This window comes from Streptomyces sp. NBC_01485, from assembly GCF_036227125.1.
Classification (GTDB): domain Bacteria; phylum Actinomycetota; class Actinomycetes; order Streptomycetales; family Streptomycetaceae; genus Streptomyces.
Genome location: NZ_CP109435.1, coordinates 5,441,190 through 5,457,806, shown reverse-complemented (window position 1 = coordinate 5,457,806; position 16,617 = coordinate 5,441,190). Strand labels below are relative to the sequence as shown.

Sequence of the window (16,617 nt, the reverse complement as noted above, 5' to 3'; positions counted from 1 at the left end):
TCGTACGTGTGTTTCAGGGGAGTTGGGAGAGACGCCGGTTAGGACAGTTGGATCAGTCCGCGCAGCAGGTCCCGGCTCTCGTCCGGTCCGGGGCTGTCCTGCTGGAGCTCCTTCAGCGCCTGTTCGTACTGGCCGACGTCCTCGCGCTTGTCCAGGTAGAGGGCGCTGGTGAGCTGCTCCAGATAGACGACGTCCTGGAGGTCGGACTCCGGGAAGCTGAGGATCGTGAAGGCGCCGGACTCGCCGGAGTGCCCGCCGAAGCTGAACGGCATCACCTGCAGCCGCACGTTCGGGCGCTGGGAGACGTCGATCAGGTGCTGGAGCTGCCCGCGCATCACCTCGCGGTCGCCGTACGGGCGGCGCAGGGCGGCCTCGTCGAGGACGATGTGGAAGTCGGGGGCGTTCTCCGCGACGAGGTACTTCTGCCGCTCGAGGCGCAGCGCGACGCGCCGGTCGATGTCGGCGGCGTTCGCGCCCTTCATGCCGCGGCTGACGACCGCGTGGGCGTAGGCCTCGGTCTGCAGCAGGCCGTGCACGAACTGCACCTCGTACGCCCGGATCAGCGCGGCCGCGCCCTCCAAACCGACGTAGGTGGGGAACCAGTTGGGCAGGACGTCCGAGTAACTGTGCCACCAGCCCGCGACGTTGGCCTCGCGGGCGAGTCCGACGAGCGCCTGGCGCTCCGCGTCGTCCGAGATGCCGTACAGCGTCAGCAGGTCCTCCACGTCCCGGGTCTTGAAGCTCACCCGGCCCAGTTCCATCCGGCTGATCTTCGACTCCGACGCCCTGATCGAGTATCCGGCCGCCTCGCGCGTGATGCCCCGTGCCTCACGCAGCCGCCGTAGTTGCGAACCGAGCAGCATCCGCCGCACCACCGATCCGGGCTCTCCCGCGCTCACGTTCGCCAGCCTCCCCAGCCGTCTTAAGGGCCGCAGTCTGCCACTAAAACACTTCGAGCAGTACTCGTCCGATTACAGAGATGGAAAGAAGCCAAAGGATACGCACAGCGTGATGCGAGGGAAGGGTGTGGGGAAAGCGAGGGAAGTGCCCTCGGCGAGTGGGAACTTGGCGGAAAAAATGGCCAAGAAGCGGTACGGGCGGGTCCATTTCGGTCACGTGCACGTGCATCTGCCCTTGCATCCGCAGTGCGCATCAGAAAACATGGTCCCGCGCCACCGCTGCATCGCAACGACCGCGAATCCCGGGAGTGCCTCGCATGGGGACGAATGGATCGACCATGCTCGAGCCGTTACGGCAGGGCCTTCCGCCGCTTGATCCCGCGGCCGTGTCCGACGCCGCCTCGTGTGCTCTGCCCGCCCGCTTCGAAGCGGTGCGCGAAGCCCGGCAGTTCACCAAGCGGACCCTCGACCAGTGGGACGACGTGGCCGACTGTTTCGACGACGTCTGTCTGGTCGTCTCGGAGCTGGTGACCAACGCGCTGAGACACGGACTGTCCTCGGACGACAGCACAAGGAATCAGCATCCGCCCGTGCGGCTGCACCTGATGCGGTGGACCGGGCGGCTCGTGTGCGCGGTGCGCGACCCCAGCCGTGACAGTCCGCTGCCCCGTGAGAGCGAGGACTTCTCGGCGGAGTCGGGCCGCGGACTGTTCCTCGTGGACTCGTTCGCCGACAGCTGGGGCTGGCACCCGCTCTCCAGCAGCCTGGGCGGCAAGGTCGTCTGGGCGCTGTTCCGGCTGCCCGCTCCGCACGGGCCGCATGGGCCGCGCAGTCCACGCAGTCCGCGCACTTCCGGCGAATGACGAACCGCGGCGCATCTGGGCACCGCGGTTCTACGCGCGTTGTGAGCCACCGCACCGTGACGGCGTCGGCGGATGCCGGGTCGAGGGGCGTCAGCTCGCGATCAGGTGGTCGAACTCGCCGTCCTTGATGCCGAGCAGCATCGCCTCGATCTCGGCCCGGGTGTAGACGAGTGCGGGGCCGTCCGGGAAGCGCGAGTTGCGTACGGCCACGTCGCCGCCCGGCAGTCGCGCGAACTCCACGCAGGAACCCTGCGAGTTGCTGTGCCGGCTCTTCTGCCAGGCAACCCCGTACAACTGTGTGGCCGTCATGCCGTTGTACACGTCGTGCCCCCCGTCAACGTCGTCAACGTCGTGGTCCACAGGTCGCTCCCTGGTGGTGCGCTGGCTCGTGTGGCCCGTGTGGCCATTGGTGCCGTGGTCAACTGTCTCAACTGCCCGGATCATAACCCCGTTCACGTGCAGTTGCATGAGCAGATGCACGTGCACGTGGGGTGCTGGTGCGGTTACAGCTTTGACGCCCGCTTTACCCAACTCGTTCGGTTCGGTGACGGTCGTGGACTCCAGGTGAAGGTCGTCCGGTTCGAACCACTCGTGCTCTAGCAGCAGACGCACGCTGCGGCCGTCCTGTTCCCTCGGGACCGGACCGGATCGGTGCCACGACGCCCCACCGCGGCAAGCCCGAGCCCCCGCGTAGACGGTGGCGTCGGCCGCGGGGGCGAGGTGGGTGGCACGGGGTGAGGTGGGGCGGGGGTGGCGTGGGTGAGGTGGGGCGGCCAGAAGGCGTGGACGGCAGGGGTGACTCTGCTCGTCCGGATGCGGCAGGTGCCGTACGGAGGTGGCGGGGCCGGGCCTACGGACGGGGGCTGCTCAGGGTGGGGTGCGGGTGGACGGGGTGGGCGCCTACCGGACACGTCCAACCGGGTGCCGAGTGGGGGGAGTTGGTCGGGGTCGCACCGTGGTGCAGCGGCCCCCGCCCAGGAGCGACCAGGAACGACCAGGAACGACCGGGAACGGCCAAGAGCAGGCCGCCCAGGGGTCAGTGGGTGGGGCCGTAGGGCAGGAGGGCCATTTCCCGGGCGTTTTTGATCGCCCGGGAGATCTGGCGTTGCTGCTGGGCGGAGATGCGGGTGACGCGGCGGCTGCGGATCTTGCCTCGGTCCGAGATGAACTTTCTCAGGAGGTCGGTGTCCTTGTAGTCGATGTAGGTGATGCGTGCCTGGTCGAGGGGGTTGGGGCGGGGCTTGGCGGGCTTGCGCTCGGGCTTGCGGGGCATGGGGTCAGACCTCCAGGAGGGTGTCGAAGGCGGGCGGCAGCCGCTTCCAGGCGGCGCGGCCGGCGGCGTACTCGGCGTCCGTGAGCAGGCAGGACTCCAGGAGTTGTTCGAGTCCGTCGCGGTCGAGGCCGGGGGACGTGAAGACCAGGTGCTGGCAGCAGTCGCCGTGCTCGGGGTGCCAGTCCAGCGCGGCGGCGGCGCGGCGGACCGGCGGGACCATGTCCCAGGCCGCGTCCGGGAGGGACGCCAGCCAGGGGCCCACCGACTCCACGCACAGGGCGCCGCCCGCCGCGTCCCAGTGGAGCAGCACGTCGGGCTTGTCGGCGAGCCAGAACCGGCCCCGGCTGCGGGCGGCGGCGCAGGTCAGGTCCTCCAGCGCGTCGTACAGCCGCTCCGGGTGGAAGGGGCGGCAGCGGTGCCAGACCAGCGTGGCCACGCCGTGCGCGTCGGCGTCGGCGGGGAGCAGCGCGCAGGCCGGGTGCTGGGCCGCGGCGGCCGATTCGACGTCGAAGCCGGCCAGCACCGCCCGCGCCAGCGGAGACCGTGCATCCGCACGGGCGTCGGGGGCGATACGGACCTGGCGGGCTGTCGGATGCAGTTGCGCCAGCAGCTCGCGGTCCTCCTCGTCGGCGTCCTCGGAGTCGACGACCGCCAGGACGGGGGCGTACTCCAGTTGCCGCGCGAAGGTGTCGGCGACCGTGCGCTGGTCGGAGGAGGCCGCCGCGAGTCCGACGTCGGCGAGGTCGTCGCCGTTGCCGAGACAGGGCAGCAGCAGTGCCGGGTCGACGGCGGTGACGACGCCGGTGACCGTGAGCCCGCCGGCCACGACCACCTCGGCCATGGCCTTGGGCTCGACGGAGTCCCACAGTTCGACGACCGCGAGGCGCGTGGTGCCGTCGTCGGCGAGGCGGCGCAGTTCGGGTACGAGGTCCTCGCGCAGCGCGCAGCAGGCGCAGTCGTTGGCCAGGGGCGCCTCGCCGGCGGACAGGATGCCGGTGGCGTCGCTGATCGTGCGGACGACCGTGCCGGCCGCGGCCGTCCCGAGGTCGTGGTGGAGGACGACGCTGCCGGGGACGTCGGCGAGCAGGCGCGCGACCGTCGCCCGGCGGGCGTCGGCGTGCAGCCCGCCGACGATCACGACCGACATGCTCACGCCCCGCCCCCCTTCCCGTAGCGGCGCTCGAAGCGCTCGACCCGGCCGGCCGTGTCCAGGACGCGGGCGGTGCCGGTGTAGAAGGGGTGGCTGACGTCGGAGATCTCGACGTCGACGACGGGGTAGGTGTTCCCGTCCTCCCACTCGATGGTCTTCTCGCCCGCCGTGGCGGACAGCGTCGAGCGGGTGAGGAAGGTGTAGTTCGCGGCGCGGTCGCGGAAGACGACGGGACCGTAGGCCGGGTGGATTCCCTTACGCATGGCGGTGGTTCAGCGCTCTTCTCGGAAGTCGACGTGACGGCGGACGACGGGGTCGTACTTGCGCAGGGTCATGCGGTCCGGGTCGTTGCGGCGGTTCTTGCGGGTCACGTAGGTGACGCCCGTGCCCGCCGTGGACCGGAGTTTGATGACCGGGCGGAGTTCGTTGCGTGCCATGCTGCTATCTTACTGAAAATGAATTCCATTTGCATCATCGATCCTGGCATCGCCCGAGGAGAGGTACGTCACTCGTGTCCGCGCACTGCATGCTGACCGGCGCCCAGCCGGGCTTCGGCAACCGCATCTCCCACTCCCACCGGCGCACGTCGCGCCGCTTCGACCCCAACATCCAGTCCAAGCGGTACTGGTTGCCGAGCGAGGGCCGGTACGTACGGCTGCGGCTGAGCACGAAGGGGATCAAGACCGTCGACACGATCGGCGTCGAGGCGGCTGTGACGCGCATCCGCGCGCGGGGGGTGCGGGTCTGATGGCGAAGAAGAGCAAGATCGCGAAGAACGACCGGCGGCAGGAGATCGTCGCGCGGTACGCGGCGCGCCGGGCCGAGCTGAAGGAGATCGTCCGGCGGCCGTCGTCGACGGACGTGGAACGGGAGGCGGCGCAGCGGGAGTTGAGCGCCCAGCCACGGGACGCGAGCGCGACGCGCGTACGCAACCGGGACCAGACGGACGGGCGCCCGCGCGGGTACTTCCGGACGTTCGGGCTGTCCCGCGTGAGTCTGCGGCAGCAGGCGCACGCGGGGTATCTGCCGGGGGTGCGGAAGTCGTCCTGGTAGGTCGCGGGTGGTCGCGGGTGCCTGTGCCTCGTAGGCGGTCTCACAGGAGATCTCACAGGAGGTCTCACAGGCGACCCCCAGGATTCTGCTCAGGATTCCGGGGAGGCTTGCTGGTAGCTTGCTGCGGACCCTCGGTCCTTCGGTCCTCACGGTCGACGAAACGGTCCTTCCGGTCGACGGCCGGGCAGGCCGGGCCGGCCGGCTACAGCTTGGGAGCTTGCAGTGACTTCGGCGATCTTCTCGCGGGGCACGTCCCGTCGGCCGGCGCGGGGCGCGGCCGTCGCCGCCGCGCTGGCGGGCGCGCTCGCGCTCGCGCTGACCGGGTGCAGTGACGGCGGCTCCGGCGACGGCTCCTCTGCGACACCTACGACGGGGGCGAGCGCGGACGCCGGTGGCGCTGCGGGCGCCGGGGGCACGAGTGGTGCGACGGCGTCCGCCTCCGCGCCCGCCTCCTCTTCCGTCTCCGCTTCGGATGAGCTGGAGGGCAGTTGGCTGGCCACGACGGACGGCAAGGCCGTCGCCCTGATCATCACCGGGAAGCAGGCCGCCCTCTTCGTGACCGGCGGCTCCGTGTGCAGCGGGACCGCCGGCGAGGAGGCGGGCATGCGGATGATCCACCTCAAGTGCACCACCGGGAAGGACGACCGGACGACCGGCATGGTCGACACCGTCGACACGAACTCCCTCGAGGTGACCTGGTCGGGCGCGGCCGGGAAAGAGACGTTCACCAAGGCGGAGGGCGGCCAGTGGCCGTCGGGACTGCCGACGGCGGGGCTCGGGTAGCGAACACAGGCCTGCGGGCCTGGGCGGCGAGCGCGGGTCTCGGCGGGTCGCGCGCGGGGTTCGGGTGCGAAGGTGAGTGCCTGGTAGCGGAGCGGTTACGAGGGTGGGGGCGCGCGAGGGTGTGTCGCGCGCGTGCGTGATGATCCTTCGAGCACCGTCACGAGACCCGAGGGACCACTCATGCGCGCCGTTCCCATCACCGTCACCGCGCTCGCCGCGGCCCTGCTCCTCACCGCCTGCGGAGGCGGGGACGACAGCGGCTCCGCCGGCGACGGCAAGAGCAAGGCCACCGACTCCGCCAGCTCTGCCGGCGCCGCCGGTTCCGCCTGCGCCGCCGCCGACCTCGGCCGGGAGGTCGGCCCCGTCGACGCCGCGCCCGCCGCCGGGGACACCGGCAACGTCACCGTCACGTTCCTCAACAAGGGTGCGGAGTGCACCCTGAACGGCTTCCCCACGCTCGACCTCCAGGCGGGCGGCACCTCCGCGACCGTGCCGAAGGACGCCGCCGCCGAGGCACAGCCGCTGACCCTCCCGGCGCAGGGCACCGCCTCCTTCACGATCACCTACGTGCGCGGCGAGGACGGCGGCGACAAGAGCCTCGCCGTCAAGACCGTGAAGTACGGCCTGCCGGACGCGTCGGCCACGGAGAGCTTCCCGTGGTCGTACGGCGATGTCGCCCTGAAGAGCGCGGACGTGCCGGACGCGACCGTCAGCGCCTTCCAGCAGGCGGGCGACTGACCTGCCCAAGGGTTACACCAAGGGTGTCAGGGCAGCCGGGGCCGGGAATGTACCCGGGCCCGGTCCGCCGCCTCCGCGCCCTCGGTCCAGCCCGCCTCGTCGGTGACGCCGCGCAGGCGGGTGGAGACCGTCTCGGGGAACATCCTGTCCGTCGCCGCGGTGACCGCGACCTCGCGGGAGGCGAGGACCGGCAGCAGGTCGTCGGTCACCCGGGTCTCGGCGGCGGCCGTGATCTCGCCGAGCCGGCCGCCGATGCGGTGGGCGTAGGCGGCGAGGAAGGACTGCCGGAAGGTCTTGGTCCGCTTACGGCCGCCCGCCCGCTGGGCCGCCTCCGCCTTGGCCATCGCGGACTGCGCCTGCACCAGCAGCGAGGTGTAGAGCAGTTCCACCACCTCCAGGTCGGCCTCGAAGCCGACGACCGTGGAGAAGGCGAAGGGTTCGTTCCACACCGCCTTGCAGTGGTTGGCGTCGGCGACCGCGTCCAGCAGCACCGCCTTCGCCTGCTCGTACGGCGGCTCGACGCCTATCCGGCAGGCGCCGGGCGCGTCCGGGTCGGGTGCCTGGGCGTCGAGCAGCGCCTCGTCGACGCTGTGCCGGGCCATCAGCTCCTGCGCCTTCGCCGTGAGCGCCTCCGCCTCCTCCGGGAAGCCCGTCGCCTCCGCCTTGGCGAGCAGCGCGCGGATACGGGTGAGCATGCGGGAGTGGTCGCCGGGGCGGGACGTGCGGTGCGGCGCCTGTTCCTGGAGAGGTTCGAGCGTGGGCAGGCGCAGCAGCAGGCGGTAGAGCTCCAGGACCGCGGTGGCGTGCGAGAAACGGTCGCCGGGCGGTGGGGTGTCGGCGGGCAGTTCCGCGAGCTGGGCCGCCCAGCGCCGGCCGCGCGGACGGTCGTCACGCGCGTGTGCCCGTATCGACTCCGCCACCAGGCCGACGTGGACGCCGTCCAGCTCGCGCCGCACGATCCGCACCGCGTCCGCGGGCTGCCAGCCGCGCCGCCAGAGCGCCGCCACGAACTCCGCGCCGCGCCGGGCGAGTTCGGCGTCGGCCGCCGGGTCGGCGGCGAGGAGCGAGGCGCCCCGGTCGAGGGTGGCGTCGGCGGTGTCGTAAAGGGCGGCCTGGAAGGCGCGTTCGACGGTGCCGGGCGGGTGGCCGCCGTTGTTGCCGCCGTCGTCGTTGTCGCCGGTGCTTTCGCCGGTGCGGTCGCTGGTGCTGCTCACCGGTCGATCGTGTCACGGCGGTCAGGGTGACAACCTTGGGTTGACACCCCTCCACTGTCAACCTAGGGTTGACACATGACGACTCCACGACCCGGCACCACCGCATCCGTCCGTCTGGACGACCTCATCGACGCCATCAAGAAGGTCCACAACGAGCCGCTCGACCAGCTCCAGGACGCCGTCATCGCCGCCGACCACCTGGGCGACGTGGCGGACCACCTCATCGGTCACTTCGTCGACCAGGCCCGCCGCTCGGGAGCCTCCTGGACCGACATCGGCCGCAGCATGGGCGTCACCCGGCAGGCCGCGCAGAAGCGGTTCGTGCCGAAGGAGTCCGCGGACCTCGACGCCAACCAGAACTTCGGCCGCTACACCCCCCGCGCGCGGAACGTCGTCATGGCCGCCCACAACGCGTCCAAGGCCGCCGGCAACGCCGAGGGACTGCCCGCGCACCTGGTCCTCGGTCTGCTCGCCGAGCCGGAGGGCCTCGCGGCGAAGGCCGTCACCGAGCAGGGCGTCAGCCTGGACGCGGTCCGCGAGGCGGCGACCGCCGTGCTCCCGCCGGCCGTCGAGGACGCGCCCGAGCTGGTCCCCTACGGCCCGGACGCCAAGAAGGTCCTGGAACTCACCTTCCGCGAGGCGCTCCGCCTCGGCCACAACTACGTCGGCACCGAACACATCCTGCTGGCGCTGCTGGAGTTCGAGAACGGCGAGGGCGTCCTCAGCGGCCTCGGCATCGACAAGCCCGGCACCGAACGGTACGTCGCGAAGGTCCTGGCCCTGATCACGACGCAACAGCAGGACGAGAAAGAGGAGAGGGGGGAGAAGGAGTAGGAGTAGGAGTAGGAGAAGGAGAAGCGGGACGGGGACAGCGGCTGAGGGGCATTGTCAGACGGCGTTGTCAGACCCCCTGCCACACTCGGGACATGGCCGACCGGTGGGCACTCGCTCCGGCCGAGGACGGTGGTGTGGAACTCGCCCCCCTCGGTCCCGGCGGGCTGCCCGCCGGTCCGGTGGTGCGGGAGGCGGACCTCGCGCGGGCCGTGCGCGAGCGGCCCGACGTCACCCGCTGGGTCTGGCGTTCCACGGCCGAGGTGTATCCGCGTCTGCTCGCCACGGGGGTGCGAGTCGAGCGGTGCTACGACGTCGAGGACGCCGAGACCCTCCTCCTGGGCCACGAGGGGCACTCCGGTGAGCCCCGCTCGGCCGCCGCCGCGCTGGCCCGGCTGCGCGGCGGACCCGTACCGCCGGATCCGCCGCAGCGTTCCGCCGCGCCCGGCGCGCAGTCCTCGCTGTTCGACGCGCAGGACACGGCCGTCCGGCTGCCGCTCGAAGACCTCCTCACCGTCTACGCCGAGCAGCAGCGGCGGCACGAGCGGGCCGAACACCCGGCGCGGATGCGGCTGCTGACGGCGGCGGAGTCGGCGGGGATGCTGGTGGCCGCCGAGCTGAACCGGGCCGGGCTGCCGTGGAGCGCGGAGGTGCACCGCGCGGTCCTGCACGAGCTGCTCGGCGAGCGGTACGCGGGCGGGGGCGAGCCACGGCGGCTGGCCGAGCTGGCCGAGGAGGTGTCCGCCGCCTTCGGGCGGCGCGTCCGTCCCGACCTGCCCGCCGACGTCGTCAAGGCCTTCGCGCAGGCGGGGATCCGGATCAGGTCGACGCGGCGCTGGGAGATCGAGTCCCTCGACCATCCGGCCGTGAAACCGCTGATCGAGTACAAGAAGCTGTACCGCATCTGGGTGGCGCACGGGTGGTCCTGGCTCCAGGACTGGGTGCGGGACGGGCGGTTCCGGCCGGAGTTCCTGGCCCACGGCACGGTCACCGGGCGGTGGGTGACCAACGGCGGGGGCGCCCTGCAGATCCCCAAGGTGATCCGGCGGGCCGTGGTCGCCGACCCGGGCTGGCGGCTGGTCGTCGCCGACGCCGACCAGATGGAGCCGCGGGTGCTGGCGGCGATCTCCCGCGACCCCGGGCTGATGGAGGTCGCGGGCCGCGCGACCGACCTCTACCAGTCCGTCTCCGACCGCGCCTTCTCCGGGGACCGCGCGCAGGCCAAACTCGCGGTGCTGGGCGCGGTGTACGGGCAGACCTCCGGGGACGGGCTGAAGAACCTCGCCGCGCTCCGCCGCCGCTTCCCGCGCGCGGTGGCGTACGTCGACGAGGCGGCCAAGGCCGGCGAGGAAGGCCGTCTGGTGCGCACCTGGCTGGGCCGGACGTGCCCGCCGGCGGCCGGGACGGGGGACGGCGCGACGGAGGAGGCTGGCATCCCTGTCAGTTCCGACGACCTTGTCGGCTCCGATGGCCGTGTCGACTTCTCTGGCGGCTCCGGCGGCTTCGCAGAGTCCCGCGGTCCTCGCGACTCCGGCGGCCCTGTCGGAGGGGACGAGGTCTCCGACGACCGGCAGTGGGTACCGGGGTACGCCTCGACGAACGCACGCGCGCGTGGCCGCTTCGCCCGCAACTTCGTCGTCCAGGGCAGCGCCGCCGACTGGGCGCTGCTGCTGCTCGCCGCGCTGCGGCAGGCCTGTGCGGGGATGGCGGCCGAGCTGGTCTTCTTCCAGCACGACGAGGTGATCGTGCACTGTCCCGAGGGGGAGGCGGAGGCGGTCGTCGCGGCCATCCGGGAGGCGTCCGACCTGGCCGGACGACTGACGTTCGGGGAGACGCCGGTGCGGTTTCCGTTCACTACGGCGGTGGTGGAGTGTTATGCGGACGCGAAGTGAGCGGACGGGGGTCGGGGGCGGCGTCGGCTGCGTAGGCGTCGGCTGCGGTAGTGGTGGCGGTGACGGTAGTGGCGGCGGAGGTGGTGGTCGGTCAGATGACCGGGGGTCGGCCGAGCCGGGTCAGTTGCCACACGGTCCGCCACTTCATGGGCCGCCGCGCGCCCGCCGGTTTCCGTACGCCCTCCGCGAACCCGGCGAACCAGGCCTTCAGGCCGCCGGGCGAGCGGGTGCGCAGGAGGGTGACGGCGATCCAGACGCCCAGGTGGACGGGGATGAGGGGCAGCGGAAGATTCCGCCGGACGAGCCAGACCCGGTTGCGGGCGGTCACCCGGTGGTAGATGGCGTGCCGGGCGGGCGAGGTCTTGGGGTGCTGGAGCAGCAGCTCGGGCGCGTAGAGGATCTTCCAGCCGGCGTCCGTGGCCCGCCAGGCGAGGTCGGTCTCCTCGTGCGCGAAGAAGAACTCGGCGGGCCAGTCGCCGGTCTCGGCGAGCATGGCCATGCTCAGCGCGTGGCCGCCGCCGAGGAACCCGGTGACGTACCCGCCCTGCATCGGATCGGCGGCCCCGACGCGCGGCACGTGCCGGCGCTGGGTCTCGCCGTGCTCGTCGGCGATGCGGAAGCCGACGATGCCGAGGCCGGGGTCGGCGACGTACAGGTCGCGGACGCGGCGCAGGACGTCGGCGTCGACGAGCAGCCCGTCGTCGTCCAGTTCGACGACGACGTCCACGTCGCCGTATGCGCGGAGGCGGGCGAGGGCGACGTTGCGGCCGCCGGGGCAGCCGAGGTTCTCGTCGAGGTCGATCGTGGTGACCTCGCCGGGCAGCGAGAGGCGGTGGGCGAAGTCGGGGAGCGTGCAGCCGTTGCCGACGATCACGATGCGCGCGGGGGCCAGATCCTGCTTGGCCACCGACTCCAGCAGGGCGTCGACCTCGGCGGGCCGGTTCCCCATGGTGACCACGGCAACGGCGATCCTCGGCTCCACCAGCTTCTTCAACGTCCCTCGCTCCGTCCGGCCCGCGACGGCGGCCGCGTCCCGGGTGCCTGGGATCCGCCGTTCACCTGACCGTCGTTCATCTAGATGTTGCCTCAAGGGTGGACGTTGTCCTGACGCCGACTCCTTCACTTTCCGTTTTCTTCCTGTTCTTCCCTCGTCGAGCGAACTTCAGCCCGGACCAGTCCTCCTCCCCCGTTAGGGGTGGGGGAGGAGGTCGGCGTCGGTAGCGGTGTCAGGAACGTTCGCCGTCGAACAGGTCGTCGGCGGTGGTGGCGTGGACCGCGCGCTGCGACCAGGTGGTGAGCCGGTCGAGGTCGGTGCAGGACTCGACGCGCTCGCGGACGGCGTCCGGCACGGGGATGCCACGCCATTCCAGGATGCGAAGCGTCATGTCAGCCCGGTCTGCGACTCGGCCTTCTTCACGCCCTTGTTCACGGCCTTGTTCACGTACCTCCTCTGCGAGGGGGTGTCGCCAGAAGTACTGCATTGCGGTCATGAGGTCCCTCCACATCCGCTGCGCCTGAGGATCCGTCAGGCACGAGTCGACGAACTGCACGAGCGCCGCGGCGCTGTCGCGGTCGATGGTCCGTTCTGTCCTACGTGATCAACGAGCTACGCCGCGTTCAGTTCGCACCACACCAACTTGCCCCGATGCCCCATCCGGGACAGCGGCTGCCAGTGCCAGAGGTCGGAGCACGCCCGGATGAGTGCCATGCCCCGGCCGTTCTCCGCGTCCCCGAGCTCCTCCAACCGCCGCGGCGGCTCGGGCGGTTCGGGGTCCGCGTCCCACGCGCCGATCTGGAGGACGCCGTCCCGGAAGCGGAGGCGTAGGCAGGCGGGGCCCTTGGTGTGGAGTACGGAGTTGGTGATCAGCTCGGACGCGAGGAGTTCGGCGGTGTCGAGGAGTCCGGCGAGGCCGTGGATGGTGAGGATCGGGCGGAGGGTGAGACGGCAGACGGTGACGGCTCTGGGGTCGTGGGGGATGTAGAGGGAGTACTCCCAGGAGTCGGGGGCGGGAGCGGGGGTGAGAGCGGGAGCGGTTTCGGGCATGGGGCAGCTCCAAGGCGGGGGTGGGGAGTTGGGATTGCGCGCGGTGGCATGCCTCAGCCGTCATGGCAGGACGGAGCGGTGCGCTTCCGCAGCGTGCACCTTGCATCACCGAGGGTAGACATTGAATTCAAGGTTGAGCAAGCGGATCGCGTAACCTGACACCCGAACGAGTCGCGCTTACGGACATGTTGGGAGGAGCGGTCAATGGGGTTGCGGCGCGAGCCAACAGCACGTCAGCTGCGGTTGGCGGTCGAACTACGCAGGCTCCGCGAGGCTGCGGGCCTCAATGGCCGCGGGGCAGCAGCGCTGCTCGGGGTGAGCTCCGCACAGATCAACCAGATCGAATACGGCCTCACCGGCGTGAGCGAGAAGCGGTTGCGGAGCCTCGCCGCGCATTACGCCTGCATGGACGAGGCGTTCATCGACGCCCTGGTCGCGATGGCCACCGAGAGGACGCACGGCTGGTGGGAAAAGTACCGGGGGCTGCTGCCCATGTCCTTCCTGGACCTCGCCGAACTGGAGCACCACGCCACCTACCGGCACGACGTGGAGTTCCTGTACATCCCCGGCCTGCTTCAGACGGAGGCCTACACCCGCGCCCTCTTCTCCTACAGAATCCCGGAACTGCCTTACGGTGAACTTGAGTTGCGTGTCCGCCACCGGATGGACCGAAAGGTCGTCATCGAGGGCCCGACCCCGATCCCCTACGAAGCGGTGATCCACGAGTCGGCGCTGCGCATCAGAGTCGGCGACCGGGCCGCTTCACGCGTTCAGCTCGCCCGCGTCCTGGAACTCTCCGAAACGGACCAGGTCAGCGTGCGTGTCATCCCCTTCGACCTGGACGGCTTCGCCGGCGCCGGAAGTGCGATGGGGTACGCGGGAGGGACCGTGCCCAAGCTGGACACCGCATTGCGTGACACACCCCATGGCACGGGCTACATGGACTCGGAGGCTCAACTCAGCGCGCTTCGAACGCTTCTCCGTAAGGTGGAAGCAGTGTCACTGAACCCCGAACGTTCGCGTGACTTCATCCACAGGCTGGCCAAGGAACTGTGATGCGCGCTACGACGCCCCCCGACAACTGGCAGAAGTCGTCCTTCTCAGGCTTCGGCGACGGCAACAACTGCCTCGAACTCGCCTCCGCCCCCACCACTCTCCACCTCCGCGAGAGCGACACCCCCACCACGATCCTCACCACCACCCCCACCACCCTCGCACACCTCCTGGCAGGCATACGCTCCGCACCCGCCCCGCTCACCGATTGATCAAGAAGACGGTAAGAACCACGCACCACGCGCCCCTCGCCTACAACCTTCCGTCCCCGCAGGTCGTCCAACTCGCGCCCGGTGTCGGTCACTTACCGGGGTCTCTTCTGTTCCATCTGGGGGATTTCATGAGTTCTGTCTCCGTCGGGCGCGTGCTGCGTCGCGGGGCATGTGCCGCAGCCGTAGGGGCGTTGGTCGTCGCCGGTCTCGGGAGCGGGGTCGCCTTCGCCGACGACGCGGCGCAGAGCGATCAGTTGTGGATCCAGGCGCCGTACGACCAGGCGGTCACCGTCGCTCCGGACGGCGGTGCGGCGCAGTACCGGTCGCTGGCGCTCGGCCTGTACCACGACAACGACAACTTCACCGTGACCGCTGGGCGGTTGACCGTCGACGTCTCCGGGCTGGCCGGGGTCGCCGAGGTGGTCTGGCCCGGCAACTGCGCGCCGGACGACGCCGGCACCGTCGCCGTGTGCGACACCGGGGACGTGCCCACCCGCTACAGCGCGCAGGTGCAGTTGAAGGTGCGGGCCGCGGTCGGCGCCGCCGTGGGAGCGCAGGGTTCGATCGCGTACTCCGCCGAGGCCACCGGCGGACCCGACGGCACGCTCGTCGCCCCGGAGGACTCCGCGGCGACGTCCGTCACCGTCGGCTCGGGCCCGGACCTCGGTGTCAGCGCCCCGCAGGACGTCACCGGCGTCGCGCCCGGCGCCGGCCTCACCGTGCCGTTCGCCGTCACCAACACCGGCAACGAGACCGCCCACGGCTTCAGCGTGAAGATGTGGGCGACGTACGGCCTCGACGTCGTCACCCGCTACCCGCAGTGCACCTACACCGGGCCGGACGACGGCGGCGAGTACACGCCCATGACGTACGTGACGTGCGCCTTCGACACCGACGTCGCGCCGGGCGCCACGGTGGAGCTGCCCGAGCCGCTGCGGCTCGCCGTGACCGACCACGCGCTGTACGAGCGGTTCGACTACGAGGTCCAGCCCGGCGGCGACGTCACCGACCTCGACGGCTCGGACAACGGCCGCTCCTGGCACATCGGCGCCGACAACACCGCCGACTTCGCCGTGCGCGGCACCAAGGTGAGCGGCGCGGCCGGTGACACCGTCACCGCCGGCTTCCGCTTCGCCAACCACGGCCCGGCCTGGGTCGGCAACGTCAGCTCCGGCGACCCGGTCGCCGTGATCGACTACTACCTCCCGCCGGGCACCACCGCCACGTCCGTGCCCGCCACCTGCCACACCGCCTGGACGTCCGGCGACGACCCGGCCGTCGGCCACTACGCCTGCACCCTGCCGATGTGGGCCAAGCCGGACCTGAAGGTCGGCTTCCCCTTCCAACTGCGCATCGACCGTGTCGTCCCCGACGCCACGGGCCGCGTCATCGTCCACCCCCACTCCGACGCGTCCACCACCTTCGACCCGAAGACCAGGAACAACTCGGCCAAGGTGATCGTCAACCCGTCCGCCTGAGAGACGCACGAAGAAACCCCGCCCGGGATCGGTCGACAGGCACAGGCCCGTCGACACGTGCTTGATCTGGCCCGTGCTCAGTGTCTGCCAGCGCTGTGCCGCCACCGTGCTGTCGCAGGCCTGGACGAGGGCCGCCGCGCCGGCCGCGGTGCCGGCCGCGGTGCCGTTCGGCTGGACGCAGCGTCCGCCGACGACGAGCGAGCCGATCGTGGCGTCCTCGACCGTGCCGTTCTTGTCGGTGTCGGCGGCCTGGACGCGGAAGTTCTGCGCCTTCGCCTACTCCATCAACTCCACCAGCTACGCCGGTTACGTCTGCGCGAACGGCAAGCAGGGCACGACGGGCGGTGCCACGTCGTCCTGCAAGTCGGCCACCGTCACCGGGGTCCAGCCGCCCTCCGCCGGTCCGAACACCCTGTACGTCAAGGAATACGACTCGGCCGGCAACGCCTCCCCGAACCCCCGCAAGTACTCAAGGGCGGAGCCACCGCCGTCGGCGCCGCGACGACCCTGCGGGCCACCGGCGACACCACGACGAAACAACTGGGCTGACCCCGCCGGGTACCAGTTCCACAAAGGTGACACTTCCTACCGGGAGTGTCACCTTTTTGTGGAACTGGTACCCCGCCGGCCCGGCCGTTTCTGGGTGGCTCAGGCGCCGCCCCAGCCGGTCGACTCGTCGTCCGGGTCCTCCGTCTCGTAGAGGGCGGGGCCGAGGCGGGCGGCGAGGCTGTCTCCCGCGATGACCGTCCGGGTCACCGTCCCGTCGTCGCCGGACGTCAGCTCCGCGTAGTAGCCGAGGGAGCCCCAGTCCGTCGGGCGGTGGAGGAAGAAGTCGACGGTGTCGTCCGGGTATTCGGCGCGGAGCGGGGGAAGCACCGTCTCCGGGTGGTACTCGGGGCCCCGGCCGCTGAGCACCACGGTCACCTGATCCGGCGCCGTCCGCCACACCCGTACATGCGCGTGGCCGCGCCGGCCGTGGACGGACGGCCAGGGATCCTCGTCGCGGATCAGCTCGGGGTGGACCCGCTCATCGGCCATACCAGAACCCCTTTCTCAGCACGTACCGCCACGGTACGGGCATCACGGCAACCGACCGGAGCCGTACGGCAGTTCAGCGGCGACGTCGCCCGGTCG

Annotated in this window: 21 protein-coding genes and 1 pseudogene; 11 read left to right on the top strand and 11 right to left on the bottom strand. The window is 71.1% G+C overall.

The annotated features are described in order from the left end of the window. Positions 1–38: 38 nt before the first annotated feature. Positions 39–863 (bottom strand): helix-turn-helix domain-containing protein, encoded by an 825-nt coding sequence (locus OG352_RS24745; protein ID WP_329223948.1) that lies wholly within the window; start codon positions 861–863, stop codon positions 39–41. A gap of 374 nt (positions 864–1,237) precedes the next feature. Here OG352_RS24745 and OG352_RS24740 point away from each other — a divergent pair, with 374 nt between their 5' ends. Beyond that, positions 1,238–1,762 carry an ATP-binding protein gene (locus OG352_RS24740; RefSeq protein ID WP_329219866.1) on the top strand — a complete coding sequence of 175 codons (525 nt, stop codon included), beginning with the start codon at positions 1,238–1,240 and terminating at the stop codon, positions 1,760–1,762. 90 nt (positions 1,763–1,852) lie between these two features. Here the strand turns inward: OG352_RS24740 and OG352_RS24735 are convergent, their stop codons facing one another. The 5 genes from OG352_RS24735 to rpmG all read right to left on the bottom strand — a co-directional run bounded on the left by OG352_RS24735 (position 1,853) and on the right by rpmG (position 4,622). Continuing rightward, entirely contained in the window at positions 1,853–2,122 is a 270-nt protein-coding gene (locus OG352_RS24735) for a DUF397 domain-containing protein (RefSeq protein WP_329219864.1), read from the bottom strand. 676 nt (positions 2,123–2,798) lie between these two features. Further along, positions 2,799–3,035, bottom strand: coding sequence for a 30S ribosomal protein S18 (rpsR, locus tag OG352_RS24730; protein WP_329219862.1), 237 nt, complete (start codon positions 3,033–3,035; stop codon positions 2,799–2,801). A gap of 4 nt (positions 3,036–3,039) precedes the next feature. Further along, positions 3,040–4,182 (bottom strand): CobW family GTP-binding protein, encoded by a 1,143-nt coding sequence (locus OG352_RS24725; RefSeq protein ID WP_329223947.1) that lies wholly within the window; start codon positions 4,180–4,182, stop codon positions 3,040–3,042. A 2-nt stretch (positions 4,183–4,184) separates the two neighbouring features. Then, positions 4,185–4,448, bottom strand: coding sequence for a type B 50S ribosomal protein L31 (locus OG352_RS24720; RefSeq protein WP_329219860.1), 264 nt, complete (start codon positions 4,446–4,448; stop codon positions 4,185–4,187). A gap of 9 nt (positions 4,449–4,457) precedes the next feature. Further along, positions 4,458–4,622 (bottom strand): 50S ribosomal protein L33, encoded by a 165-nt coding sequence (gene rpmG, locus OG352_RS24715; protein ID WP_093780153.1) that lies wholly within the window; start codon positions 4,620–4,622, stop codon positions 4,458–4,460. A 74-nt stretch (positions 4,623–4,696) separates the two neighbouring features. On the opposite strand from rpmG, the gene rpmB reads away from it, so the two are divergent. From rpmB to OG352_RS24695, 4 genes are all read left to right on the top strand, one after another. Continuing rightward, positions 4,697–4,933 carry a 50S ribosomal protein L28 gene (gene rpmB, locus OG352_RS24710; RefSeq protein ID WP_093780154.1) on the top strand — a complete coding sequence of 79 codons (237 nt, stop codon included), beginning with the start codon at positions 4,697–4,699 and terminating at the stop codon, positions 4,931–4,933. Further along, a complete protein-coding gene (gene rpsN, locus OG352_RS24705; protein ID WP_329219858.1) occupies positions 4,933–5,238 on the top strand; it encodes a 30S ribosomal protein S14 in 306 nt (101 codons plus the stop codon). Before rpmB ends, rpsN begins: the two co-directional genes overlap by 1 nt. A gap of 222 nt (positions 5,239–5,460) precedes the next feature. After that, positions 5,461–6,021, top strand: a complete 561-nt coding sequence (locus tag OG352_RS24700) for a hypothetical protein (RefSeq protein WP_329219856.1) — start codon at positions 5,461–5,463, stop codon at positions 6,019–6,021. A 180-nt stretch (positions 6,022–6,201) separates the two neighbouring features. Continuing rightward, positions 6,202–6,759 (top strand): DUF4232 domain-containing protein, encoded by a 558-nt coding sequence (locus OG352_RS24695; RefSeq protein WP_329219855.1) that lies wholly within the window; start codon positions 6,202–6,204, stop codon positions 6,757–6,759. 26 nt (positions 6,760–6,785) lie between these two features. Here the strand turns inward: OG352_RS24695 and OG352_RS24690 are convergent, their stop codons facing one another. Next, entirely contained in the window at positions 6,786–7,973 is a 1,188-nt protein-coding gene (locus OG352_RS24690; protein ID WP_329219853.1) for a DUF2786 domain-containing protein, read from the bottom strand. Between the two features lie 75 nt (positions 7,974–8,048). Between OG352_RS24690 and OG352_RS24685 the strand changes: the two genes are divergently transcribed. Beyond that, on the top strand, positions 8,049–8,807 hold the full coding sequence (locus OG352_RS24685; RefSeq protein ID WP_329219852.1) for a Clp protease N-terminal domain-containing protein: 759 nt from the start codon (positions 8,049–8,051) through the stop codon (positions 8,805–8,807). Between the two features lie 92 nt (positions 8,808–8,899). Then, the gene (locus OG352_RS24680) at positions 8,900–10,696 is read left to right on the top strand and encodes a bifunctional 3'-5' exonuclease/DNA polymerase (protein ID WP_329219851.1); all 1,797 of its coding nucleotides are present in this window, start codon (positions 8,900–8,902) and stop codon (positions 10,694–10,696) included. A 91-nt stretch (positions 10,697–10,787) separates the two neighbouring features. Here OG352_RS24680 and OG352_RS24675 read toward each other — a convergent pair whose 3' ends face one another. The 3 genes and pseudogenes from OG352_RS24675 to OG352_RS24665 all read right to left on the bottom strand — a co-directional run bounded on the left by OG352_RS24675 (position 10,788) and on the right by OG352_RS24665 (position 12,740). Continuing rightward, complete coding sequence (locus OG352_RS24675; protein WP_329223946.1) at positions 10,788–11,681, bottom strand: glycosyltransferase family 2 protein; 894 nt, start codon at positions 11,679–11,681, stop codon at positions 10,788–10,790. Between the two features lie 241 nt (positions 11,682–11,922). After that, a pseudogene (locus OG352_RS24670) lies at positions 11,923–12,279 on the bottom strand (hypothetical protein); the annotation flags it as partial. 23 nt (positions 12,280–12,302) lie between these two features. Continuing rightward, positions 12,303–12,740, bottom strand: coding sequence for an ATP-binding protein (locus tag OG352_RS24665; RefSeq protein ID WP_329219849.1), 438 nt, complete (start codon positions 12,738–12,740; stop codon positions 12,303–12,305). A 204-nt stretch (positions 12,741–12,944) separates the two neighbouring features. On the opposite strand from OG352_RS24665, the gene OG352_RS24660 reads away from it, so the two are divergent. The 4 genes from OG352_RS24660 to OG352_RS24645 all read left to right on the top strand — a co-directional run bounded on the left by OG352_RS24660 (position 12,945) and on the right by OG352_RS24645 (position 16,183). Next, on the top strand, positions 12,945–13,796 hold the full coding sequence (locus OG352_RS24660) for a helix-turn-helix domain-containing protein (RefSeq protein WP_329219847.1): 852 nt from the start codon (positions 12,945–12,947) through the stop codon (positions 13,794–13,796). Further along, entirely contained in the window at positions 13,796–14,005 is a 210-nt protein-coding gene (locus tag OG352_RS24655) for a DUF397 domain-containing protein (protein ID WP_329219846.1), read from the top strand. The genes OG352_RS24660 and OG352_RS24655 overlap by 1 nt, the downstream gene beginning before the upstream one ends. A gap of 128 nt (positions 14,006–14,133) precedes the next feature. Continuing rightward, on the top strand, positions 14,134–15,483 hold the full coding sequence (locus tag OG352_RS24650; protein WP_329219844.1) for a hypothetical protein: 1,350 nt from the start codon (positions 14,134–14,136) through the stop codon (positions 15,481–15,483). A gap of 73 nt (positions 15,484–15,556) precedes the next feature. Continuing rightward, positions 15,557–16,183 (top strand): hypothetical protein, encoded by a 627-nt coding sequence (locus tag OG352_RS24645; protein ID WP_329219843.1) that lies wholly within the window; start codon positions 15,557–15,559, stop codon positions 16,181–16,183. On the opposite strand, the gene OG352_RS24640 is transcribed toward OG352_RS24645, so the two are convergent. Next, complete coding sequence (locus tag OG352_RS24640; RefSeq protein WP_329219842.1) at positions 16,132–16,521, bottom strand: hypothetical protein; 390 nt, start codon at positions 16,519–16,521, stop codon at positions 16,132–16,134. The two genes, OG352_RS24645 and OG352_RS24640, sit on opposite strands and share 52 nt — an antisense overlap. Positions 16,522–16,617 lie beyond the last annotated feature (96 nt).